The organism is Devosia ginsengisoli, assembly GCF_007859655.1.
Taxonomy (GTDB): Bacteria; Pseudomonadota; Alphaproteobacteria; order Rhizobiales; family Devosiaceae; genus Devosia; species Devosia ginsengisoli.
On the sequence record NZ_CP042304.1, the window covers coordinates 1493470 to 1514078 of the forward strand.

The following is a 20609-nucleotide window of genomic DNA, read 5'->3' on the forward strand; positions in this document are numbered from 1 at the left end:
TAACCATTCCACCCCCCCCAAGACCTCATGGTGAGCTTGTCGAACCACGAGGTCGCGCGAGTGGAGCTATCCTGCCACGCCCTCGTCCTTCGACAGGCTCAGGATGAGGTCTGCTACACCCCCCAATAGCTCACCACATCTCCCAAAGCCGGCCGCGGCCGATCCTCAATCACCGCCGTCGGCGTGCCGATATGCACGAAACCCACGAACCGCTCCCCGTCCCGCGCGCCCAGCATCGCCGCCGCCTCCGCGTCGAACGTGTACCACCGCGTCACCCACGATGCCGCAAAGCCCAGCGCATGCGCCGCATGCACCAGATTGAACGCCACATTGCCCGCCGACAGCAATTGCTCGAATTCCGGCACTTTCGGATGCTCCTTAGGCGCGGAAATCACCCCGATGGTCAGCGGCGCCGGCAAAAACCGCTGCCGCTCGATTTCCTTCCCCGCCTCATCCAGTCCCGGATTGTTCCGCGCCGCGATCGCGGCCAGCTTCTCCCCTGCCTGCCGCCGCGCCTCGCCCGCAATCACCACCAGCCGCCACGGCGTGATCTTGCCATGATCAGGCACCCGCGTTCCAATGGTCAGAATTTGCTCCAGTTCCGCCGCATCCGGCCCCGGCTCCTTCAGGAATGCGATACCGACCGAACGGCGGGTGAGCAGATAGTCGCGCAGAGCGGCATTGGCAGGCATTGCAAAACTCCATTTCGATCCCTGACCACTATCCACAAGCCGAAGCAAAATCCACCGCCCGCGCCATCGGGTGTTTTCTTCCCGTGTGGTCTGTGACACAGCTTTTCCCTAATCACGTCCTAGTAGGACGCAACTGATTCAACCGCTTGGCGCCGGATGCCAGGGAGACGAGATGCCTTTGCGACCCCGATTTGCCCTCCTGGCTTTGCTGGCTGTCGTGGCGTCCTTCGGCCCCGCACCTGCCCTTCCGACCGTTTTCGCGCAGGAAACCGCGGCCGAAATGCCGCCCATGCCGCGCCCCCCGCCCCGATCCCGACAACCTGCCGGCTGGTCCCGTGCCGGTGCCCGCCCCCCGTCCTGCGCCGACGGCCGCGACCGACGCCATTGCGGCCCTCACCTCGGTGCCCCAGCCCGTTTCCCTCAATGTCCGCATCACCCAGGATGGCGCGCCCATTCCCGATGGCGTGGTCTGGCGCATCTTCGATACCCAGCCCGATGCCAATGGCGAACTCGCCCTCGTCGCCAAATCCGATGTCGGCAGCCCCACAGTGGAACTGCCCCCCGGCGAATATGTCGTCCACGTCGCCTATGGCCGCGCCCAGACCAGCGAGCCGCTATCCGTCGTCCCCGGCGCCAATGAAAAGAGCTTCATTCTCGATGCCGGCGCCCTGCGGCTCAATTCCGCCGTGACCGGCGACATCGCCATTCCGGTGGGTCTGTTGAAATTCGACGTCTTCACCGCCGGCGAGGAAACCGATCGGGCCCTGGTGGCCGAGGGCCTCAAGCCCAACGACATCGTCACGCTCAATGCCGGCACCTACCACATCGTCTCCTATTTCGGCACGACCAATGCCGTGGTCCGGGCCGACCTGCGCGTCGAGGCCGGCCAGCTCACCGATGCCACGCTCTACCACCATGCCAGCCAGGTCGGCTTCAAGCTCGTCTCCGAAGAGGGCGGCGAGGCCATTGCCGACGTCGAATGGACGGTCAAGACCACCGATGGCGCCACCATCTTCTCCGAACTCGGCGCCTTCCCCTCCACGGTTCTGGCCGAAGGGGAATACCTCGTCCTCGCCAAGCAGGGCAGCCAGGTCTTCAACCGCGAATTCGAGGTCCAGGCCGGCTCTCCGCGCGAAATTGAAGTCCTCACCACGGTTTACTAGCACCGGACGCCACCGCCTTTGCCCTTGAAGCGCGGCGGCCGATGCCCCAGATTGCCGAAACGTCAAAGCGGGAGAACACGATGACGCCGTTCAGCACCACGTCCCGGCAGCGCCTGGCCATTCTGGCCACCGCCTGCCTCATGAGCGTTGCCCTGCCGGCCGGCAGTGCCTGGGCCCAGAAGGTCAAGGACAAGGGCACCACGCCCCCCGCGACCAGTGCCATGGCCACCGAGTCAGAAATCACCGTCGACATCCCCAGCATCGACGCCGTCGATTCCAATGTCGATGAAGCCACCCTCCGCGCCATTTTCAGCGGCGAGCTGGTCGACAATGCCGATGCGCTGGCCGGATTGACCGCCACCAGCATCACCATCCCCAAAATCACCCTCTCGGCCACCACCACGCTCGATGGCGAGACCAACGAAGCCACCGTTACCTTCTCCGATCTGGTGCTGTCAGACATCTCCGACGGCACCGCTGCCTCGGTGAGCCTGGCCACCATGAGCATGGATGCCGGCGATAATGGCAGCGGCGAATTCGGCCCCCTCTCCGCTTCCGGCTTCAATATCGGTGGCGTGCTCGGCCTCTATGGCCTGGTCGATGCCGGCGGCCAGACCGAACTCGAAACCATCTATACCGATTTCAGTTTCGAGGGCGGCAGCTTCGAATCCCCGAAATCAGTTGCACCATGGGCGCCACCAGCGCCGCCGAATTCAAGGCGCGCCCGCTGAAATATTCCTTCGGCGAGATCATGGCGCTGGCCGAAACGCTCGATGCCCAGGAAGACGATCCCTCCCCCGAGGTTATCGGCGCCGCCCTGCGCATGTATGTCGATATTTTCACCGCCTTTGAAACCTCCCCCGCCACCTTCGGCGGCTTCGATTGCGCCGGCACCGACGATGACGGCCGCGCGATCAGCTTCTCCATTGCCGGCATGTCCATGGGCGGCATGAGCCCGGGCATCTACCCCGCCTTCTCGATGGATGGCCTGGACATGACCATCGAGGACGACGGTTCGGTGCAGGTGGGCAACATGACCGTCAAGGAAATGGACCTCTCCGCCCCGATCGCCGCCATCGAGGGCGCCCCCGAAGCCATTGACGAAGCCTGGTTCATGGCCAATGCCCGCTCGCTCATCCCCGCCTTCGCCGGCTTCTCCTTCAGCGATGTCGCGGTGGACGTGCCCGATCCCGACAGCGATGGCGAACGCATCAAGGTCAGCCTCGGCGCCTTCGACCTGTCGCTGGCCGACTATCTCAACGGCATTCCCACCAATGTGCTGACCACGGCCAGCAACATCCTCGTCACCCTGCCCGAAGATACCGACGACGAGCAGTTGCGCCAGTTGATCGATCTCGGCATCACCGAAATCGACGCCGGCTTCGCCATCGACGCCGCCTGGAACGAGGCCGACAACGCCATCGCCATCAACGAAATCTCGGTTACCGGCGCCAATCTGGCCACTGTCAAGCTGGCCGGCACCATAGCGAACGCCACCGAAGCCCTGTTCGGCCTCGACGAGAACCAGGCTCTGGCCGCCGCCATGGGTGTCGCCATTGCCAACCTCAAGCTCGACGTCACCGATACCGGCCTCTCCGACATCATCCTGGCCACCGTCGCCGCCGAGCAGGGCTCCGACCCCGCCACCATGCGCCCGGTCTTCGCCGGCCTGGCCGAAGGCACCGTGATCGGCCTGCTGGCCGGCGCCGCCGAAGCCCAGAAGGTCGGCGCCGCCATCAACAGCTTCGTCAGCGGCAAGGCCAAATACCTGACCATCGACATGACCGCCAAGGAAGCCCCCGGTCTCGGCCTCATGGACTTCATGGCCGCCGAAGACGACCCCACCGTCCTCATCGGCAAAGTCACCATCGACGCCACGGCGAAGTAGGGTCGCTCCGCGACCGGTCTTTGCGGGAATACCCCCACCTAACCTCCCCCTGATAGGGGGAGGAACAGACCCAGCTTGAGGCACAACGCTGCCACACGCACCGCACGGATTCCTCCCCCTATCAGGGGGAGGTTAGGGGGTATCCCAACAAAAACTCACCTCCGCCGCTACCCCACCTCCCGCGCCGCCACAGCCAGCCCCCACTCCAGCAGCTCCCGCGCGCCAGCCTCCGTCCCCGCCTCGACATAACACCGCAATTCCGGCGCATTACCCGAAGCCCGGAAATGCACCACGTCCCCCGCCGCCGTCCGGAACTGCAACCCATCGATGTCAGACAGCCCCGCAATCCCATGCGGCGCGAACACCCCCGCGCATACTCAGCATCCCCACCCAGCCGCGCCAGAAACGCCGCGCTCGTCTCCCCCGGCACATCCTGCAGCCTTCCGGCCAGCGCATGCTGCAACGGCAAATCCGCCACTACATCAGCAACGCCGCGCCCCTTCCGCGCCGCCAGCCCCAGCGTACACAGCAGCGGCAATACCGCGTCACGCGTCACCAGCGGCGGCAGCGCCACCCCGGCCGCCTTCACATTTTCCCCCACAAACGTCCCGCCATTGGCCTCGAACCCGATCACCGCACCCGGCGCCTCGGCCATGGCCGCGACCACATAGGGCGAGCCCACCCGCGTCCTGACCACGCGCGAAAACGCCCCCGTCCGCTCGATGCCCGAATTGGAGGTCACCGGCGTCACCACGCTCTGCGCCCCCAGATAGCGCGCCGTGATCAGCCCCAGCGCATCCCCGCGCACGAAACGGCCCGCGCCATCCATCAGCAGCGGCCGGTCGCCATCGCCATCCGTCGCCGCAATGGCGTCGAGCCCATATTCTGCCACCCAGCCCGCCAGCGGCGCAAACACCGCATCGCCAAACGCCTCGGTATCGACAGCGACGAAATCCTCACTACGCCCCAGGCTCACCACCGCGGCCCCAAAATCCCGCAGGATACGGCTCAGCAGGTCCCGCGCCACGCTCGAATGCTCGAACACCCCGATCCGCCATCCCGCCAGCACGCCTTCGGGCAACAGTCCGGCAAACCGCGCCACATAGCGCGCCTCCGCCGCCGCAGCCTCATCCGCCATCTCGCCCACAAAATCGGGAACCATCTCTTCCCGCAATGCCGCGACGATCCCGGCCTCGTCCGCCTTGCTGATTTCCCCACTGGGCAGGTAAAATTTGAGCCCGTTGCGATCCTCCGGAATATGGCTCCCCGTCACCATGATCGCCGCGCCGCCAGCCGCCATGGCATGCAGCGCCAAAGCCGGCGTCGGCAGCGTCCCGCAATCCACCGGCACCAGCCCCGCCGCCGCAATCGCCGCCGCGCAATCGCGCATGATGGCCGGGCTCGACACCCGGAAATCCCGCCCCAGAAACACCCTGCCACCGTCAGCCAGCCCGGCATGCCGCAGGAACGCCGCCACATAGGCCCGCGCCGCCTGCCCCTCCAGCTCCGCTGCCAGCCCGCGCAATCCACTGGTGCCGAATTTAAGGCTGCCCCCAGCCATCATGCTCTCCCGTAATAATCCCTGAACCAGTCGACGAACCCCGCCACACCAGCCGCAACCGGCGTTTCCGGCAATTGCCCCACCAATTCCCGTAACAAGGCGGTATCCGATTGCGTCGCCACCACGTCCCCGGGCTGCATCGGCAGCATATTGAGCTGCGCCTTCTGCCCGAGCGCCCCCTCGATGGCCCCGATGAAATCCATCAGCTCGGTCTGCTTCCCGCCGGCAATATTGACCACCCGGAACGGCGCCACTGCCGAAAGGCTGTCATGCGCCACCGGCCTGCCCTGCTCCGGCACCACGTCCTTCAGCCGGTCGATAGCCGCCACCAGGTCGTCGATATAGGTGAAATCCCGCCGCATCCGCCCATGGCCATAAACATCGATGGGCCGCCCCTCGAGGATCGCCGTGGCAAACTTGATCGGCGCCATGTCCGGCCGCCCCCACGGCCCATAGACCGTGAAAAACCGCAGGCAGGTGGAGGCAATGCCGAACAGATGGGCATAGGAATGCACCATCGCCTCCCCCGCCTTCTTGGTCGCCGCATAGAGCGATACCGGCCCGTCGGCCCGGTCCGTCTCGGCAAAGGGCAGTTTGGTATTCCCGCCATAGACCGAACTGGTCGACGCAAAGAGGAAATGCCGCGGCGGCGCAGCCCGCATGGCCTCCAGCAGATTGCCCGTACCCACCACATTGGATTGCACATAGCTCTGCGGCGCTTCCAGGCTATACCGAACCCCCGCCTGTGCCGCGAGATGCACCACGATCTCGGCCTCGCTCCGCGCCAAGGCCGCCGCCAGCCCCGCCGCGTCCTCCAGCATGCCCTCGATAGCAGTGAATGCCGGCTCCCGCGCCAGCAGGGCCAGCCGCGCCCGTTTCAGCGTCGGGTCGTAATAATTGGTAACCCCATCGTAACCGGTCACCTTATGTCCAGCGGCCAGCAGATGCCGCGCCAGGTGAAACCCGATGAACCCGGCCGTCCCGGTGACGAATATCTTCACGTCATGCTCTCATTCCGCCGCATCGGCCAGCCCGCCGCCATCGCCAGCGCCGGCCGGTCGCCCGATGCTCGTATAGGCAAAGCCATGCCGCGCCACCTCGTCATGCCGATACACATTGCGCAGGTCCACCAGAACGGGCGCCGCCATGGCGTCCTTGAGCCGCGCCAGGTCGAGCGAGCGGAATTCGTTCCACTCCGTCACCAGCACCAGCGCATCGGCCCCCTCGGCCACGTCATAGGCACTCTCGCCGAATTCCAGCCCCTCGATCAGCTCCCGCGCCGCCACCATACCCTGCGGATCATACGCCACCACGCGCGCGCCCTTGTCGAGCAGCCCCCTGACAATATCGATCGACGGCGCCTCGCGCATATCGTCGGTATTGGGCTTGAAGGTCAGCCCCAGCACGCCGATCACCTTGCCGCGCACCTCCCCGCCACACGCCGCGATCACCCGTCGCGCCATGGCCCGCTTGCGCTGCTCGTTGATGGCGATCGTGGTCTCCACCAGCCGCATCGGACTACCGAAATCCTCGCCGATCCGCACCAGCGCCTGCGTATCCTTGGGAAAGCACGAACCGCCGAAGCCCGGCCCGGCATGCAGGAATTTGCTCCCGATCCGGTTATCCAGCCCCATGCCCCGCGCCACCTGCTGCACATCGGCGCCCGCCGCCTCGCACAGATCGGCCATCTCGTTGATGAAGGTGATCTTCATGGCCAGGAACGCATTGGCGGCATACTTGATCATCTCCGCCGTGCGCCGCCCGGTAAACACCAGCGGCGCCTGGTTGAGATAGAGCGGCCGATAGACCTCGGTCATCACGACCCGCGCCCGCTCGTCCTCGATCCCCACCACGATCCGGTCGGGCCGCTTGAAATCCTCGATCGCCGCGCCCTCGCGCAGAAATTCCGGGTTGGACACCACGGCCACGTCGGCCTCCGGATTGGCCGCCGCGATGATCCGCGCCACCTCGTCCCCCGTCCCCACAGGCACGGTCGATTTCGTCGCGACCACGGTAAAGCCACTGACGCTCAGCGCTACTTCACGCGCCACCGCATACACATAGCTCAGGTCGGCATGACCATCGCCGCGCCGCGAGGGCGTCCCCACGGCGATGAACACCACCTCGGCGCCAGCCACCGCCCCCGCCAGGTCGGTAGTGAACGACAACCGCCCCGCACCCAGATTGGTCGCGACCAGCCCGGCCAGATCCGGCTCGAATATCGGAATTTCCCCGCGCCGCAGCGCCGCGATCCTGCCCTCGTCCTTGTCGATGCACACCACGTCATGGCCAAAATCGGCAAGGCAGGCTCCGGTCACCAGCCCCACATAGCCGGCGCCGGCAATGGCAATCTTCATCCTGGTGATCTCCCGGGGCGACATGGCGATGATAGCGTTAGGCCATCTTCATGTCGCTATTGAAACGCCCCCGTCACTGCGTGTCGGATGGATTGCCGCGCAGTTTCTTGACCTCCGAGCGGATCGACTTGCCCTCCAGCCGCCTGCGCTTACTCGCCAGCGTCGGCCGCGTCGCCACCCGCGCCTTGGGCACATGCGATCCCGCCACCAGCAACCCCACCAGCCGCTCCAGCGCATCGGTCCGGTTCATCGGCTGGTCCCGATGCGAATTGGCCGTGATGACGATCACCCCGTCCTTGGTCAGCCGCTTGCCCGCCAAGACCGCCACCCGCCGCTTCATCGCCTCGGGAATATTGGGCGAATTGGCCAGGTCGAACCGCAACTGCACCGCGCTCGACACCTTGTTGACATTCTGCCCCCCCGGCCCCGCCGCCCGCACGAACGTCTCCTCGATCTCGGAAGGATCGATAGAGATGGAACGGGTGATGGGGATCGGTTCCGGCATAAGTAAGAGTACCCCCTCCTAGCCTCCCCCTGAAAAGGGGGAGGAACAGATCCAGCCTGAGGCACAACATTGCCACACCCACCAGCCAGATTCCTCCCCCTATCAGGGGGAGGCTAGGAGGGGGTATCCCACAAAAGACTCTTCCGGCCGCTAGTTCCGATACCGTCCAGCGAAAATAATCTCGCCCTCATGCACGGTCAGCCCCTTGATGGTCGCCCGATACTTCCCCGGCAATCCCTCGGCCTCCACTACCCAGCCCTTCTTCAGCATACCGGCAAACACCTTCTCGCCGATATCCTTGAAGTCGCCCGGCCCCAACGCATTCTCCTCGCCGAGATGCGTCAGGGCCTTGATTTCGCGGTTGGATGGCCGTTGCGGCATCAGGCAGCCTTGGCCTTGAGATCGGGCGCGGTGGCTTCCGCCATTAGCGCCACCAGCGCATCCATGAACGGCTCCACCTTCTGGCCCTCGGTGCCGAGCCGGCGCACCGAAACACTGCCCTCCTCGGCCTCGCGCTTGCCCACCACGAACAGCAGCGGCACCTTGCCCACCGAGTGCTCGCGCACCTTGTAGTTGATCTTCTCGTTACGAACGTCGAGTTCGGCGCGAATGCCCGCCGCCTTGAGCTGGCCCACCAGCTTTTCGGCATAGTCATCCGCTTCCGACACGATGGTCGCCACGACGACCTGGGTCGGCGCCAGCCACATCGGCATCTTGCCGGCATAGTTCTCGATCATCATGCCGATGAACCGCTCCAGCGATCCCAAAATCGCCCGGTGCAGCATCACGGCATATTGCCGCGACCCATCCTCGGCCACATAGGTCGCATCGAGCCGCTCCGGCAGCACATAGTCGAGCTGCAGCGTTCCCACCTGCCACGACCGTCCGATGGCGTCCTTGAGGTGGAATTCGAGCTTGGGCGCATAGAATGCCCCCTCACCCTCGGCGATCTCGAAATCATAGCCGGTCGCGCGCAGGGCATCGCCCAGCGCCTTCTCGGCCGCATCCCACCGCTCGATCGTGCCGCCGAACTTCTCCGGCCGCGTGGCGAGTTTGATCACCACATTGTCGAAGCCCATATGCCCATAGACCGAATAGAGCAGATGCACGAAATGCTCGGTCTCGCTCTGGATCTGGTCTTCCCGGCAGAAGATATGCGCATCGTCCTGCGTCATCTGCCGCACGCGCATCAGCCCATGCAAAGCCCCATGCGCCTCGTTGCGGTGGCAGCAACCGAATTCAGCCATGCGCAGAGGCAGATCGCGGTAGCTCTTGATGCCCTGGTTGAAGATCTGGATATGCGCCGGGCAGTTCATCGGCTTGAGCGCCATCAGCTCGCCCGTGCCGGATAGAACCGGCCCTTCCTCTTCCGTGCCGGGCACTTCGTCGGGCACCACGAACATGTTTTCGCGATACTTGCCCCAATGCCCCGAGGCCTCCCAGAACTTCGAGCTCATAAGCTGCGGGGTCTTCACCTCCACATAGCCCGATGAATTCAGCCGGCGGCGGATATACGCCTCCATCTGGTTGTAGAGCACATAGCCCTTCGGGTGCCAGAACACCGACCCCTGCGCTTCCGGCTGGAAGTGATAGAGGTCCATCTCCTGCCCGATCTTGCGGTGGTCGCGCTTCTCGGCCTCCTCCACCATGTGGAGATAGGCATCCAGCTCATCCTTGGTCGCAAAGGCGGTGCCATAGATGCGGCTCAGCACCGGATTGTTGCTGTCACCGCGCCAATAGGCGCCCGCCACCTTGGTCAGCTTGAACGCCGTGCCGACATCCCTCACGCTCCGCATATGCGGCCCGCGGCACAGGTCGATCCACTGCCCCTGCTTGTACATCTTCAGCGACTGGTCAGCCGGAATGGCATCCACCAGTTCCACCTTGAACGCCTCGCCCCGCGCCCGGAAGAACTCCTTGGCCTGGTCGCGCGTCCAGATTTCCTTGGTAAAGGCCGCGCCGCGATCGATGATCTCGGCCATCTTCTTCTCGATGGCCGGAAAATCCTCTTCCGAGAACGGTTCGTCCCGCTTGAAGTCGTAGTAGAAGCCGTTCTCGATGACCGGCCCGATCGTCACCTGCGTACCCGGCCACAGCTCCTGCACGGCTTCGGCCAGCACGTGTGCGGCATCGTGGCGGATCAGCTCCAGCGCATCCTTGCTACCGCTGTCCCGCGTCACGAATTCGATCTTGCCGTCGCCTTCCAGCACGTCACTGAGGTCGCTCAACACGCCATTCCAGCGCATCGCCACCGTCTTCTTGGCCAGGCTCTTGGAGATACCCTCGACCACGGTGGTCCCGGTGGTGCCACGCGCATAGTCGCGAGCTGCACCGTCGGGGAACGTCACCTTGATCGTCATTTCAGGTCTCCAGAAATTGGGATGATGCAGCGGAAATCGCTACAAGGGCGCCTGTCTAGCACGCTTTCCGCGCAATTCCAGCCGCCGTCGGCGCAAAACCGCATTGCCAACCCATGGTGTCATTCCCGCGAAAGCGGGAACCTCTGTTTCAAGCTGCCAGTCTCGGTAACGGAGGTCCCCGCTTTCGCGGGGATGACTAGCCCCCTACCCCGGCAACCCCTCAAACTGCGGCAGCCCATCCGTAATCTCGAACCACGGCGCCTTCGATCCCACGAACATATGGAATTGCGGCCGGATGCTCGGCGTATCCACCATCGTGCCCATGGCCACATGGCCATTCCCGTTCTCGGCGATATACGAATAGAGAAACGATCCACAATGCCGGCAATGCACGTCATGGCTGCCCGGCGGCTCTCCATAGACCAGCAATGCGTCCTGCCCCTGCACCAGCCTGATCTTATCGAACACGATCGCCGCCATCGGCTTGAAGGCCGAACCTGTAGCGCGTCGGCACCGCGAACAATGGCAGTTGAATGCGGCATGAAATTCGTCCGGCACTTCATATCGCACCGCGCCGCACAGGCAGGTCCCGCTAATGATCGTGCTCATGCCCCAGCCCCCTCCACGCCCCATAGCGCCACGGCGCATACCACCGCCCGCGCTCCGGCACTCTCTCGGGCACCGGGTCATAGCCATGCGTTCCGCCCGGCCGGCAGCGCCAGAACCGCGCCAGCCCCATCCAGCCCCCCGGCCAGAAGCCGAATTGCCAGATCGCGTCGCGCGTATATTCCGAGCAGGTCGGCAAATGCCGGCAGGTCCGCCCCATGAAGGCCGAGAACGTATAGCGATAGAGGCTGATCAGCAGCACCGCGGCAAATTTGAACGGCAGGTCCACCACGCGCCAGAACCCGGCGACGACTCGATCCATCAGCCCGCCGCCGCAACCGATTCAACCGACTCGGCTTTTTCGATTGCCTCAACCACCGCATCAAACACCAGCAGCGTCGACATATGCCGCGCGGAATAATCCCGCACCGGTTCGAGATAGCGCAGATCGTCCCATTTGCCCGTGGGCGGCGCGCCATTTTCCTTGAGCATGGCGTGCATTTTCTCGCGGATTTCCCGGAACTCGCCTACAGGCGTCCCGACGATTTCCCGCGCCACCACCGCCGCCGAGGTCTGCCCCAGCGCACAGGCGGAAATCTCGTGCCCGTAGCCGGTGATCACGCCCCCCCCGAACCTGCACATCCACCTCGATCATCGAGCCGCAGACCCGGCTCACCTTGCGCGCGCTGCCATCGGCATCATCAAGCCGCCCCGGCTGCGGCGCATTGCCGGCCAGGTCGAGAATCTTCTGGGAATAGAGATCGCTAAGTTCCATCAAACGGGCAATTCTGTTTCTTGTCGCTACCGTCGCCACAACTTATATAGGGGCTCCGAAGCGGGCCGCCATCAACAATACGCGCTGCCCTCCAGGAACCAATCCACGCTTGGCGCATCCAATGCGCATTGAAGCGAAAAGGAACCGCCGATGGACGCCCGCGTCAACCCGCTGAACAATCAGCCTGCCAACAGCAAGCAGCCGCGCCGCCCTAACCAGGAGGAGGCCGAGGCCGCCGTGCGCACGCTCATCGCCTGGGCCGGCGACGATCCGACGCGCGAAGGCCTGCTCGAAACCCCCGGCCGCGTCACCCGCGCCTATGGCGAATTCTTCGCCGGCTACGAGCAGGACGCCAAGACCATCCTCTCCAAGACCTTCAAGGAAGTCGGCGGCTATGACGATATCGTCCTGGTCAAGGACATCCCGTTCAGCTCCCATTGCGAACACCACATGGTGCCCTTCGTCGGCAAGGCCCATATCGCCTATCTGCCGCATGACGGCGTGGTCGGCCTCTCCAAGCTGGCCCGCCTCGTCGATGTCTTCGCCCGGCGCCTGCAGACCCAGGAAAACCTGACGGCGCAGATCATCGACGCCATCAACGAACATCTCGGTCCGCGCGGTGCCGCCGTCATGCTCGAAGCCGAGCATATGTGCATGTCCATGCGCGGCGTCCACGCCCACGGCGCCGCCACCGTCACCCACCGCTTCACCGGCGTCTTCGCCGAAGACCGCGTCGAACAGGACCGCTTCTTCGCCATGATCGGCAAGCGCTGACTGGTGCCACACCCACCGCACGTCACCCTCGGGCTTGACCCGAGGGCTCTGCACTTAACGAGCGCTCAGCAAGTATAGAGCCCTCGGGTCAAGCCCGAGGGTGACGATGCTTGAGTGCCTTCCGTCTGGATCAATCCGTCCCGCAGCGGTATGAAACCCCATGACCCTCACCCTCACCTTCACCGACCCCGCCCTCCTTTCCCACGCCGAGCTTGAAGAAGGCACCGCCTTCGCCCCCCGCTTCGACGCGGCGGGCCTCGTGACCGTGGTCACCGTGGAATCCGGCAGCAATGACGTGCTGATGCTGGCCTATATGAATGCCGAAGCCCTCTCGCTGACCCTCGAAACCGGCGTCGCCCACTACTGGTCCCGCTCCCGCGGCAAAATCTGGAAAAAGGGCGAAACCTCCGGCGAAATCCAGCAGGTCGTCGAGTTCCGCACCGATTGCGACCAGGACGCCATCGTCCTCGTGGTCACCCAGACCGGCCGCGGCGCCGCCTGCCACACAGGCCGCAAGACCTGCTTCTATCGCCGCGCCGTGGTCAGCGGCGGAACTGTCACGCTGGAAGACACCGGCCTGCCAAAACTGTTCGATCCGAAGGACGTGTACGGGAACTGAGGCACGCCCTCGTGGTTCGAGGCGCTGAAGAAGCGCACCTCACCATGAGGGCTACTGGAATGCCGGGCTATTAGCAGCCCTCATGGTGAGGTGCGAGCCCTTCGCGAGCCTCGAACCACGAGGGCGTGGCACGATCCCTACCCCGCCTTCCGCTCGAACAGCCCCACCATCAATATCCCGGCGAAAAACCCGCCCAGATGCGCCTGCCAGGCCACCGACATATCCATGCCCGTCACTAGCGGCAGCAGCGGCACCGCCGCATTCAGCACCACCCAGATCAGGATGAACATGCTGGCCCGCTTGTCCCGCCACAGCTCGCCGAAACTCGCCAGCCGCCGCCCCAGCACCACCCGCTCCCCCGTTTCGGGATGCTGCGCCACGATGACAGGCTGGAAGATGAAGCGCATTGCCGCTCCGGTCAGCCCCGCCACGCCCCCCGAAGCGCCAATGAGATAGGCGCCCGAATAAAGCGTCGTCGCCGCGAACAAAGCCGCCCCCGCCGCCGCCGATACGAAGAAGATCGCCAGCATCGGCCCAGCCCCATAGCGCCGCGACACCGGCGTCGCGAAAATGGCGAACCAGGCGGCATTGACCAGCAGGTGCTCCCAGCCGGCATGCAACAGCGCATGGCTGAACGGCGTCCAGATCAGCGGCACGGCCAGCGACAGGTCATCCAGTCCCGCAATGATACGCAGCGGCTGGAAGGCGAACCAGAACACCAGTTGCATCTGCCCGGCCTGGTTAAGCACCAGGGTTGACGCCAGGTGAATCGCCACCAGCAGGCCGAGAACCGCCGTCACATCGCCCGGCAGCAGGAAGACGGGCTCACGCCCCTGCTGCTGCGGATTTTCCGGTGCCTGACCTTGTTCACTCATCACTTCACTCCGACTCGCTGGTGCCCTGCGCCTTACGCTTCTGTTTTCCACATTGCCCCGGCGACGTTAACCTTAACTGTTCTTTAAGAGCGCTTTTGCCCCGCGCTTTTGCCAAAGTCGTCCCCGCGGCGGCTGCGTTCCCTTGGGGAGAACGCCCGTCCATTCGTGGCGGTCGAGAACATACTATGCAGAAGACGAGCACCAGGACGCTTTACGATTACTGGAATTCCATTCGCGGAGCGCGCAGCGCCCCCGATCGCAAGGATATCGACCCCACGCGGATTCGCGACGCCCTGGCCAATACCTTCATTCTCGAACTCGACGAGAGCGACAAATTCTCCTTCCGCCTCGCCGGTTCGCATCTGTGCACCAGCTATTGCCGCGAGCTCAAGGGCCGGTCTTTCTCGGCATTGTGGCACGAGCGCGACAATGACGCGATGGAAACCCTGCTCCGCGCCGTCACCGAGGATCACGCCGTCGCCCTCGTCACCTTCCAGGGCACCACTGCGCTCCACACCAAGGTCAGCTTCGAGACCATCCTCATGCCCTTGCGGCACAATGGCTCGACCCATACCCGCCTGCTCGGCGCCATGACCGCCCTCGAAGAGCCCTATTGGCTCGGCGTCCAGCCCATCCTCGAGCAGCGCATTACCGGCCTGCGCCTGATCTGGCCGGATGACGTGGCGATGGAGGATTCGGTGCGCGAAGTGGCGACCAATGTCGTCAACGACGTGAGCTTTTCCAGCGCCGCCACGGCTCCCCTGGCCATCCCCGCCGTCGTCTATGGCCGCACGGCCCGCCGCTATGCCCATCTGGCCGTCATCGACGGCGGTCGTCAGTAAGTATTTTCTCTACTAAACCCGTTCAATTTGCGCGGCATCGCTCTGCGCAAAACCACGGACGGTAATACTTTGCGTTAACCAAACCCGGATAGCTTGTTGTGGAAACACAAGCCTTCATGGTCCGGCGAATGCTCAGCGACGACCTTCCTTCCCCGCAGTTCATTGCCCCGGCCCGGCCCCGCGCCGAAGCAGGCAGGTTCCAACGCGTGCAGGTCTCCGTGCTCGGCCGCTACATGCTGGCCGACCGCCGCGAATTCCCCTGCCAGATTCTCGAAATGTCCCCCGGCGACGCTGTGGTCATCGCCCCCGTTGCCGGCATCGAAGGCGAAAAGGTCATCGCCTATATCGATCATATCGGCCGGATCGAGGGCACCATCATCAGCCAGGCCGAGGGCGGCTTCCTGATGGATATCGCCGCTTCGCCGCGCAAGCGCGACAAGATGGCCGCCCAGCTCACCTGGCTGGCCAACAAGGATGTCCTCAACCTCCCCGAGGATCGCCGCCACGAGCGCGTCGTCCCCGATATCCGCCATTCCACCGTCGTGCTCGACGATGGCCGGCGCTACAATTGCAAGATCATCGACATTTCCCTCTCCGGCGCCGCCATCGAGCTCGATGTGCGTCCCGCCATGGGCACCCCGGTCACTTTGGGCCGCATGCGCGCCCGCGTCGTCCGTCATTTCCAGAATGGCGTCGCGGTCGAATTCGCCTCCGCCCAGGAAATGCTGACCGTCATCCAGCAAAACCTCCGCATGAACTAAGCGGGCTTACCCGGCTTCTTCTTCTCTTGTTAGGGAACTTGGATGCTTGGGCTCTTTCCCCTTCTCCCCTTGAGGGAGAAGGTGCCCGAAGGGCGGATGAGGGGTCGTTTCCCCATTCATTGAAGCATGGGCGAGCGCAGCACCCCTCACCCGGTTCTTCCGCTGAACGCGAAGAACCACCCTCTCCCTCAAGGGGAGAGGGATGCCGCCCCAGCCCCATGGTTAACCCAATCCAAATTCAATCGATAAAACACGCATAAAAACTGCGTGGCACTTTTCCGATCGCCCTAAGTTGCGCCGCCTAACGTGGTCTCCATCAGGGAGATCACACAATGCGTTTCAACACGAAAGGACTGGCAGCCGCGCTCATCAGTGCCCTTATGGCACTGGCTGTCACCGTTCCGGCGCAGGCATTCGACACCACCAATGTCGCCTTTGTGCAGACCGTGGGGGGCACCACCTCCATTCCGGTGGGTCATGCCGAATTCTGCCGCAGCCGTCCCGATGAATGCGGCCCCAATGCCAATCCCGTCGCCGCCGTGTCGCTGGACGAAGGCCTGTGGCAGCAGTTGCTGACCGTCAATGCCGGCATCAACCAGGCCGTCATCCCGGTCACCGACCAGGACCTCTACCAGGTTGCCGAATTCTGGACCTATCCCAATGGCTATGGCGATTGCGAGGACTACGTCCTGGCCAAGCGCCGCGCGCTGATCGAGGCCGGCTGGCCCGCCAGCGCCCTGCTGATCTCTGTCGTCAAGCAGGCCAATGGCGAGGGCCATGCCGTGCTGCTGGTCCGCACCGACCGCGGCGACCTCGTGCTCGACAACCAGGTCGGCACCGTGGATCTGTGGAGCCAGACGCCCTACAAGTTCATCAAGCGCCAGTCCCAGGCCAATGCCGGCCAGTGGGTCGACATGATCGACACCCGCGATATCGTGACCGTCACCGCCGGCATCAACTAGACAGGGAAGCTCGCTATCCAGGACCCTGGATACCAAGCTTCGGATTTCCGGACCCCGCCCAAAGCCTATCCCTGATAGGGGTCTGATGAATGAAGCCAGCTTCGAGCCCCGAAGCTGGCTTCATTGTTTTCCATCCACGGTGTCATTCCCGCGAAAGCGGGAACCCCCGTTCCTCTTGCGAAAGAAGTGCGCCCCCTAAAACCGCACCGCCACATAAACGCCCATGAACAGCAGCCCGGTGAGGAACGCCCAGCCAAACGCCACCACGGCCGAAACCAGCGCCGATGTCATGGAAATCGTGCCGTCTTCCTCATGCTGCCAGCCCATCTGCAGCATGATGTAGGGCCCGCAGATAAAGCTCATCACCAGGTTGCCCATCGAGCTGATGAAGGTCTTGCCGTCATAGCGCAGCATGGCCGGCTGGCGCGCCAGCCATTGATAGAGATGCGTCCCCGCCCCGGCCAGGCACAAGCCAACGCCGATCAGAAAGGCCGCGAGCAGCAATTCCTTGGTCATACCAATCCGTCCCCGCAGCCATTCGTTAACGCTTCATTAAGCATATTGTCTGCCCTATGGCCTGTCACGTCCCCTTGGCTGATTTGGTTAATGCTGCAGATGCAGTCGCAATCGGCGCCCGCCGTCCGCCATTCCGGCCCGTCCTCGCTGGCCTATAACCTGTCGGGAATTGCCGTTCTGGTGCTGCTGCTGGCCGTCGGGGCGGCCTATCTCATCGACAGCCTGAGCCAGACCAGCCGCATCCCGGCCCCCGCACTCGATGACGGCGATCCCGTTTCGCAGACCATTTCCGGCCGCGAACTATCGATTCCCACATCCTGGTTCCGCTATGGCGAGCAGATCCGCGACGGCTTCACCAGTCAGATCGACCTGCGCATTCCCTATGCGCCCGAAGGCGCCGAAGCCCCCGCCTCGGTCGACATAACCCTGCTGCCACGCAGCCGCGTGCGCGCCAGCGCCAGCCTGCTCGACCGCGTCTATCTGCATCAATTTGCCGATGAAACCCTGGGCGGCGTTCCAGGCCTGGTAGGAAAACCCATGTTGGCGGGCAATGGCTATGCCGGCGAAAGCGTCTGGTACGACGCCCTCTCGCCTGCCCCCTTTGTCGCCAAATGCGAGCAACCCCTCGCCCCCGATGCCGCCGCCCAATGCGTCCGCACCGTCTATCTCCCCAGCGGCATCGCCGCCGTCTACACCTTCGACGCCGCCCTGCTGCAATCCTGGCGCCACTTCGACCCCGAAATGCAACGCTGGCTAGGCGCTATAGGGGCTTGGTGAGCGTCTGCTAGGCCGCAAGCACCGGCCGGATTCCTCCCCCTATCAGGGGGAGGCTAGGAGGGGGTATCCCCCAAAACTCGAGCCTCAGCTCACCTCATCCAAATCGATATCGAGGATCGACATATTGAAGATGTACGAAATATCGCCGTCCTCGTCGTCCACGTGAATGAGCCCGATCGATTCATCGCCAATGAACACTTCGACGGAATCGTTGAGCTTGGCGCGCGGCCGCACGTCGATGTTCTTGTTGTTGAACTTCAACTGCAGGAACTTCTGCAGCTTGATGATCTCGGGATGGTTCACTGTCGGTGTCCTGCTGATTTGCGTTGAGCCGGCAATCTAGTCACCCTGACAACGCATACAACCCCTGACCGGTGCCATTTTAGCGGGAACAAACCGTCCAGCAGGCTTGCGAGGGCATTGCCGCGCCCCACCCACCAGCCGGATTCCTCCCCCTATCAGGGGGAGGCTAGGAGGGGGTATCCCAAGACTCCTCAGCCGTTCAGATCGTGCACTAAAACAACCTGATCCATAACCAGCGCCGGCTGCGCACAGCCCGCCTCCCCGATCACCTTGGCCGGCACGCCCGCCACGGTCACGCGTGGCGGCACTTCCTTGAGCACCACCGAGCCGGCTCCGATGCGCGAGCAGTCGCCGATCCTGATATTGCCCAGCACCTTGGCCCCGGCCCCGATCAGCACGCCATTGCCGATCTTGGGGTGGCGGTCCTGGTCCGATTTGCCCGTGCCGCCCAGCGTCACATTCTGCAGCATCGACACATTGTCGCCGACCACAGCCGTCTCGCCGATCACCAGCCCCGTGCCATGGTCGAGCATGATGCCCCGCCCCATCGGCACCGCCGGGTTGATATCCACCTGGAACACCTGGCTGGCCCGGCTCTGTAGATAAAGCGCAAAATCCCGCCGCCCCGCTCTGTACATGGCATGGGCAAAGCGATGCGTCTGGATGGCCTGGTAGCCCTTGAAGAACAGCAGCGGCTCGATGGCTCGATGGCAGGCCGGGTCGCGTTCCAGCGTCGCCGCCAGGTCCACCCGCGCCATCTCCCCGATCTCGGGGGCATCGCTCAGCGTCTCGGCAAAAGCCTGCCGGATCAGGTCGGCCGACACATCGTCGTGATTCAGCCGCGCCGCCAGACGATGCGCCAGCGCCTGCTCGAACGTGTCGTGATTGAGAATCGCCGAAATCGCCATGCCGGACAGCGACGGTTCGGCCGCCACGATCTGCCGCGCACCGGCCCGAACGGCCTCCCACACGGGGTCAACCGCTTTGATCTCTGCCGATTTCCTGGCACTGCTGGACATGGGCGAGTCTCCGCTTCATCGAGAAACACCGATATAAGCCATATGATGCTCCGGGACAAAGCCCGGACGCATGGTTTGGTTCACATTTACCTGTCTCAGACGAAATTCCTGCCCAGGAAGCCCAGCGCGGCGGCCTTGAACGCCTTGTCGCCCGTCGCCCGCATGTGGTCCCGCTTGGGAATGACGAAAGCCTCGGCCTGCGGCAGCAGGTCCGCCAGCGCATCAGGCGCGCCGGCCATCACATCCTCTTCCCCCACCGCCACCAGCACCGGCACCGCGATCCGCCGCACATCGGCCCGCGCCATGGCCTGGCGCGAGGTTTCCATGCAGGCCGCCAGCGCTTCCCGGTCCGACCCGGTATGGTCGGCAAAAATCCGGAATTGCCGCGCCGTCCGATGAGTCAAATCGTCCAGCGACGGCGCCAGCAGGCCGGCAATGATCTCATTGCCATCGCGCAACCCGTTGATCAGGTTCATGCCCATGCCGCCGAAAATGGCGCAGACCACCCGCTCCGGGTGCTCGAAGGCCAGGAAGGCACTTATCCGCGCGCCCATCGAATAGCCTAGAATGGCCGCGCGCTCGATGCCGAGATGGTCGAGCAATGCCAGCGCATCGCGCGACATATCCCCTGGATAGTATCGCTCGGGGTCATGCGGCTTGTCCGAATTCCCGTGCCCCCGGTTGTCGAGCACGATGGCGCGATAGCCCGCGCCGGTCAGCGCCTCCACCCATCCGGTGTCAATCCAGTTAACCTTGCCGCTCGAGGCAAAACCGTGGATGCAGAGCACGGGAAGCCCCGTGCCGAAGGACTCATACGCCAGTGTCAGGCCGTCGGATTGAAAACTCGCCATGCGCAGGTTCCGCTCGTCGATGCTAACAGTGTGTTAGCATTAAGCCGCCAAATGCGGTGGAGTGTGGACTGGTTCGAAGAGTGTCTCCGGGGCCTTTCCTTGCCCCCCGTCCTTGGCATATGGTCCGCGCAAATCAAACAGGTTTTTCTCGCCATGGCCCACGGCACCACGCCCCATTTCCACAATACCGAAGGCCTTCGCCAGATCGAGGTCGGGTCCAAGGAATTCCAGTGCGTCGGCGCCCTGCCGCCCTTCGACCATCCCCATATCTATATCGACATGGGCAAGGACAATGAGGCGGTTTGTTCTTATTGTTCAACGCATTACGTCTACAATTCGCGCCTGGCGCCCGGCACGTCCAACCCGCCCTCCGCGGTCTTCCGCGCCGACGACGCCGCCTAAG

General features: G+C 63.9%; 23 protein-coding genes and 2 pseudogenes. 10 read left to right on the top strand and 15 right to left on the bottom strand.

Annotated features, from left to right (window positions below):
• Positions 1–113: 113 nt before the first annotated feature.
• Entirely contained in the window at positions 114–692 is a 579-nt protein-coding gene (locus FPZ08_RS07405; RefSeq protein WP_146289379.1) for a nitroreductase family protein, read from the bottom strand.
• A gap of 341 nt (positions 693–1033) precedes the next feature.
• Here FPZ08_RS07405 and FPZ08_RS07410 point away from each other — a divergent pair, with 341 nt between their 5' ends.
• The 3 genes from FPZ08_RS07410 to FPZ08_RS07420 all read left to right on the top strand — a co-directional run bounded on the left by FPZ08_RS07410 (position 1034) and on the right by FPZ08_RS07420 (position 3743).
• Positions 1034–1855: a hypothetical protein gene (locus tag FPZ08_RS07410; protein WP_146289380.1), complete on the top strand. Its 822-nt coding sequence runs from the start codon at positions 1034–1036 to the stop codon at positions 1853–1855.
• An 80-nt stretch (positions 1856–1935) separates the two neighbouring features.
• Positions 1936–2586 carry a hypothetical protein gene (locus FPZ08_RS07415; RefSeq protein ID WP_146289381.1) on the top strand — a complete coding sequence of 217 codons (651 nt, stop codon included), beginning with the start codon at positions 1936–1938 and terminating at the stop codon, positions 2584–2586.
• The gene (locus FPZ08_RS07420) at positions 2544–3743 is read left to right on the top strand and encodes a hypothetical protein (RefSeq protein WP_146289382.1); all 1200 of its coding nucleotides are present in this window, start codon (positions 2544–2546) and stop codon (positions 3741–3743) included. Before FPZ08_RS07415 ends, FPZ08_RS07420 begins: the two co-directional genes overlap by 43 nt.
• 167 nt (positions 3744–3910) lie before the next feature.
• Here FPZ08_RS07420 and FPZ08_RS07425 read toward each other — a convergent pair.
• The 9 genes and pseudogenes from FPZ08_RS07425 to FPZ08_RS07465 all read right to left on the bottom strand — a co-directional run bounded on the left by FPZ08_RS07425 (position 3911) and on the right by FPZ08_RS07465 (position 11907).
• A pseudogene (locus FPZ08_RS07425) lies at positions 3911–5304 on the bottom strand (phosphohexomutase domain-containing protein).
• Entirely contained in the window at positions 5304–6305 is a 1002-nt protein-coding gene (locus tag FPZ08_RS07430) for an NAD-dependent epimerase/dehydratase family protein (RefSeq protein WP_146289383.1), read from the bottom strand. The pseudogene FPZ08_RS07425 and the gene FPZ08_RS07430 overlap by 1 nt, the downstream one beginning before the upstream one ends.
• A 9-nt stretch (positions 6306–6314) precedes the next feature.
• Positions 6315–7661: a UDP-glucose dehydrogenase family protein gene (locus FPZ08_RS07435; RefSeq protein WP_146289384.1), complete on the bottom strand. Its 1347-nt coding sequence runs from the start codon at positions 7659–7661 to the stop codon at positions 6315–6317.
• Between the two features lie 73 nt (positions 7662–7734).
• Complete coding sequence (gene arfB / locus FPZ08_RS07440; RefSeq protein ID WP_146289385.1) at positions 7735–8166, bottom strand: alternative ribosome rescue aminoacyl-tRNA hydrolase ArfB; 432 nt, start codon at positions 8164–8166, stop codon at positions 7735–7737.
• A 150-nt stretch (positions 8167–8316) separates the two neighbouring features.
• A complete protein-coding gene (locus FPZ08_RS07445; RefSeq protein ID WP_056232468.1) occupies positions 8317–8547 on the bottom strand; it encodes a hypothetical protein in 231 nt (76 codons plus the stop codon).
• The gene (gene thrS, locus FPZ08_RS07450) at positions 8547–10526 is read right to left on the bottom strand and encodes a threonine--tRNA ligase (RefSeq protein ID WP_146289386.1); all 1980 of its coding nucleotides are present in this window, start codon (positions 10524–10526) and stop codon (positions 8547–8549) included. The genes FPZ08_RS07445 and thrS overlap by 1 nt, the downstream gene beginning before the upstream one ends.
• A gap of 204 nt (positions 10527–10730) precedes the next feature.
• Positions 10731–11135 (bottom strand): GFA family protein, encoded by a 405-nt coding sequence (locus FPZ08_RS07455; RefSeq protein ID WP_146289387.1) that lies wholly within the window; start codon positions 11133–11135, stop codon positions 10731–10733.
• The gene (gene yidD, locus FPZ08_RS07460; protein WP_146289388.1) at positions 11119–11454 is read right to left on the bottom strand and encodes a membrane protein insertion efficiency factor YidD; all 336 of its coding nucleotides are present in this window, start codon (positions 11452–11454) and stop codon (positions 11119–11121) included. The genes FPZ08_RS07455 and yidD overlap by 17 nt, the downstream gene beginning before the upstream one ends.
• A pseudogene (locus FPZ08_RS07465) lies at positions 11454–11907 on the bottom strand (iron-sulfur cluster assembly scaffold protein). The gene yidD and the pseudogene FPZ08_RS07465 overlap by 1 nt, the downstream one beginning before the upstream one ends.
• Before the next feature lie 150 nt (positions 11908–12057).
• Here FPZ08_RS07465 and folE point away from each other — a divergent pair.
• Both folE and hisI read left to right on the top strand, forming a co-directional pair.
• The gene (gene folE / locus FPZ08_RS07470) at positions 12058–12681 is read left to right on the top strand and encodes a GTP cyclohydrolase I FolE (protein ID WP_146289389.1); all 624 of its coding nucleotides are present in this window, start codon (positions 12058–12060) and stop codon (positions 12679–12681) included.
• 160 nt (positions 12682–12841) lie between these two features.
• On the top strand, positions 12842–13300 hold the full coding sequence (gene hisI, locus FPZ08_RS07475) for a phosphoribosyl-AMP cyclohydrolase (RefSeq protein WP_146289390.1): 459 nt from the start codon (positions 12842–12844) through the stop codon (positions 13298–13300).
• A 137-nt stretch (positions 13301–13437) separates the two neighbouring features.
• Here the strand turns inward: hisI and FPZ08_RS07480 are convergent, their stop codons facing one another.
• Positions 13438–14175, bottom strand: a complete 738-nt coding sequence (locus FPZ08_RS07480) for a rhomboid family intramembrane serine protease (protein ID WP_146289391.1) — start codon at positions 14173–14175, stop codon at positions 13438–13440.
• A gap of 185 nt (positions 14176–14360) precedes the next feature.
• Here FPZ08_RS07480 and FPZ08_RS07485 point away from each other — a divergent pair, with 185 nt between their 5' ends.
• The 3 genes from FPZ08_RS07485 to FPZ08_RS07495 all read left to right on the top strand — a co-directional run bounded on the left by FPZ08_RS07485 (position 14361) and on the right by FPZ08_RS07495 (position 16740).
• Positions 14361–15017, top strand: a complete 657-nt coding sequence (locus FPZ08_RS07485) for a PAS domain-containing protein (protein WP_146289392.1) — start codon at positions 14361–14363, stop codon at positions 15015–15017.
• A 116-nt stretch (positions 15018–15133) separates the two neighbouring features.
• Entirely contained in the window at positions 15134–15778 is a 645-nt protein-coding gene (locus FPZ08_RS07490; protein WP_425457578.1) for a PilZ domain-containing protein, read from the top strand.
• A 332-nt stretch (positions 15779–16110) separates the two neighbouring features.
• Positions 16111–16740, top strand: a complete 630-nt coding sequence (locus tag FPZ08_RS07495; RefSeq protein ID WP_146289393.1) for a transglutaminase-like cysteine peptidase — start codon at positions 16111–16113, stop codon at positions 16738–16740.
• A 195-nt stretch (positions 16741–16935) separates the two neighbouring features.
• Here FPZ08_RS07495 and FPZ08_RS07500 read toward each other — a convergent pair whose 3' ends face one another.
• Complete coding sequence (locus tag FPZ08_RS07500; protein ID WP_146289394.1) at positions 16936–17256, bottom strand: DUF6949 family protein; 321 nt, start codon at positions 17254–17256, stop codon at positions 16936–16938.
• A 90-nt stretch (positions 17257–17346) separates the two neighbouring features.
• Here FPZ08_RS07500 and FPZ08_RS07505 point away from each other — a divergent pair, with 90 nt between their 5' ends.
• A complete protein-coding gene (locus FPZ08_RS07505) occupies positions 17347–18033 on the top strand; it encodes a hypothetical protein (RefSeq protein WP_146289395.1) in 687 nt (228 codons plus the stop codon).
• Positions 18034–18117: 84 nt separating this feature from the next.
• Here FPZ08_RS07505 and FPZ08_RS07510 read toward each other — a convergent pair whose 3' ends face one another.
• The 3 genes from FPZ08_RS07510 to FPZ08_RS07520 form a co-directional block, all read right to left on the bottom strand.
• Positions 18118–18336 carry a DUF3126 family protein gene (locus FPZ08_RS07510; RefSeq protein ID WP_146289396.1) on the bottom strand — a complete coding sequence of 73 codons (219 nt, stop codon included), beginning with the start codon at positions 18334–18336 and terminating at the stop codon, positions 18118–18120.
• 191 nt (positions 18337–18527) lie between these two features.
• Entirely contained in the window at positions 18528–19355 is an 828-nt protein-coding gene (gene cysE / locus FPZ08_RS07515) for a serine O-acetyltransferase (RefSeq protein ID WP_146289397.1), read from the bottom strand.
• A gap of 95 nt (positions 19356–19450) precedes the next feature.
• Positions 19451–20206, bottom strand: a complete 756-nt coding sequence (locus FPZ08_RS07520) for an alpha/beta fold hydrolase (protein ID WP_146289398.1) — start codon at positions 20204–20206, stop codon at positions 19451–19453.
• Between the two features lie 153 nt (positions 20207–20359).
• On the opposite strand from FPZ08_RS07520, the gene FPZ08_RS07525 reads away from it, so the two are divergent.
• Complete coding sequence (locus tag FPZ08_RS07525) at positions 20360–20608, top strand: zinc-finger domain-containing protein (RefSeq protein WP_146289399.1); 249 nt, start codon at positions 20360–20362, stop codon at positions 20606–20608.
• Position 20609 lies beyond the last annotated feature (1 nt).

Bases quoted from the DNA above. Each gene is read 5' to 3' on its own strand.
- FPZ08_RS07405 (WP_146289379.1), bottom strand. From the start codon at position 692: ATGCCTGCCAATGCCGCTCTGCGCGACTATCTGCTCACCCGCCGTTCG.
- FPZ08_RS07415 (WP_146289381.1), top strand. From the start codon at position 1,936: ATGACGCCGTTCAGCACCACGTCCCGGCAGCGCCTGGCCATTCTGGCC.
- FPZ08_RS07420 (WP_146289382.1), top strand. From the start codon at position 2,544: ATGGGCGCCACCAGCGCCGCCGAATTCAAGGCGCGCCCGCTGAAATAT.
- FPZ08_RS07435 (WP_146289384.1), bottom strand. From the start codon at position 7,661: ATGAAGATTGCCATTGCCGGCGCCGGCTATGTGGGGCTGGTGACCGGA.
- arfB (WP_146289385.1), bottom strand. From the start codon at position 8,166: ATGCCGGAACCGATCCCCATCACCCGTTCCATCTCTATCGATCCTTCC.
- FPZ08_RS07445 (WP_056232468.1), bottom strand. From the start codon at position 8,547: ATGCCGCAACGGCCATCCAACCGCGAAATCAAGGCCCTGACGCATCTC.
- thrS (WP_146289386.1), bottom strand. From the start codon at position 10,526: ATGACGATCAAGGTGACGTTCCCCGACGGTGCAGCTCGCGACTATGCG.
- FPZ08_RS07455 (WP_146289387.1), bottom strand. From the start codon at position 11,135: ATGAGCACGATCATTAGCGGGACCTGCCTGTGCGGCGCGGTGCGATAT.
- yidD (WP_146289388.1), bottom strand. From the start codon at position 11,454: ATGGATCGAGTCGTCGCCGGGTTCTGGCGCGTGGTGGACCTGCCGTTC.
- folE (WP_146289389.1), top strand. From the start codon at position 12,058: ATGGACGCCCGCGTCAACCCGCTGAACAATCAGCCTGCCAACAGCAAG.
- hisI (WP_146289390.1), top strand. From the start codon at position 12,842: ATGACCCTCACCCTCACCTTCACCGACCCCGCCCTCCTTTCCCACGCC.
- FPZ08_RS07480 (WP_146289391.1), bottom strand. From the start codon at position 14,175: ATGAGTGAACAAGGTCAGGCACCGGAAAATCCGCAGCAGCAGGGGCGT.
- FPZ08_RS07485 (WP_146289392.1), top strand. From the start codon at position 14,361: ATGCAGAAGACGAGCACCAGGACGCTTTACGATTACTGGAATTCCATT.
- FPZ08_RS07490 (WP_425457578.1), top strand. From the start codon at position 15,134: ATGGTCCGGCGAATGCTCAGCGACGACCTTCCTTCCCCGCAGTTCATT.
- FPZ08_RS07495 (WP_146289393.1), top strand. From the start codon at position 16,111: ATGCGTTTCAACACGAAAGGACTGGCAGCCGCGCTCATCAGTGCCCTT.
- FPZ08_RS07500 (WP_146289394.1), bottom strand. From the start codon at position 17,256: ATGACCAAGGAATTGCTGCTCGCGGCCTTTCTGATCGGCGTTGGCTTG.
- FPZ08_RS07505 (WP_146289395.1), top strand. From the start codon at position 17,347: ATGCTGCAGATGCAGTCGCAATCGGCGCCCGCCGTCCGCCATTCCGGC.
- cysE (WP_146289397.1), bottom strand. From the start codon at position 19,355: ATGTCCAGCAGTGCCAGGAAATCGGCAGAGATCAAAGCGGTTGACCCC.
- FPZ08_RS07520 (WP_146289398.1), bottom strand. From the start codon at position 20,206: ATGGCGAGTTTTCAATCCGACGGCCTGACACTGGCGTATGAGTCCTTC.
- FPZ08_RS07525 (WP_146289399.1), top strand. From the start codon at position 20,360: ATGGCCCACGGCACCACGCCCCATTTCCACAATACCGAAGGCCTTCGC.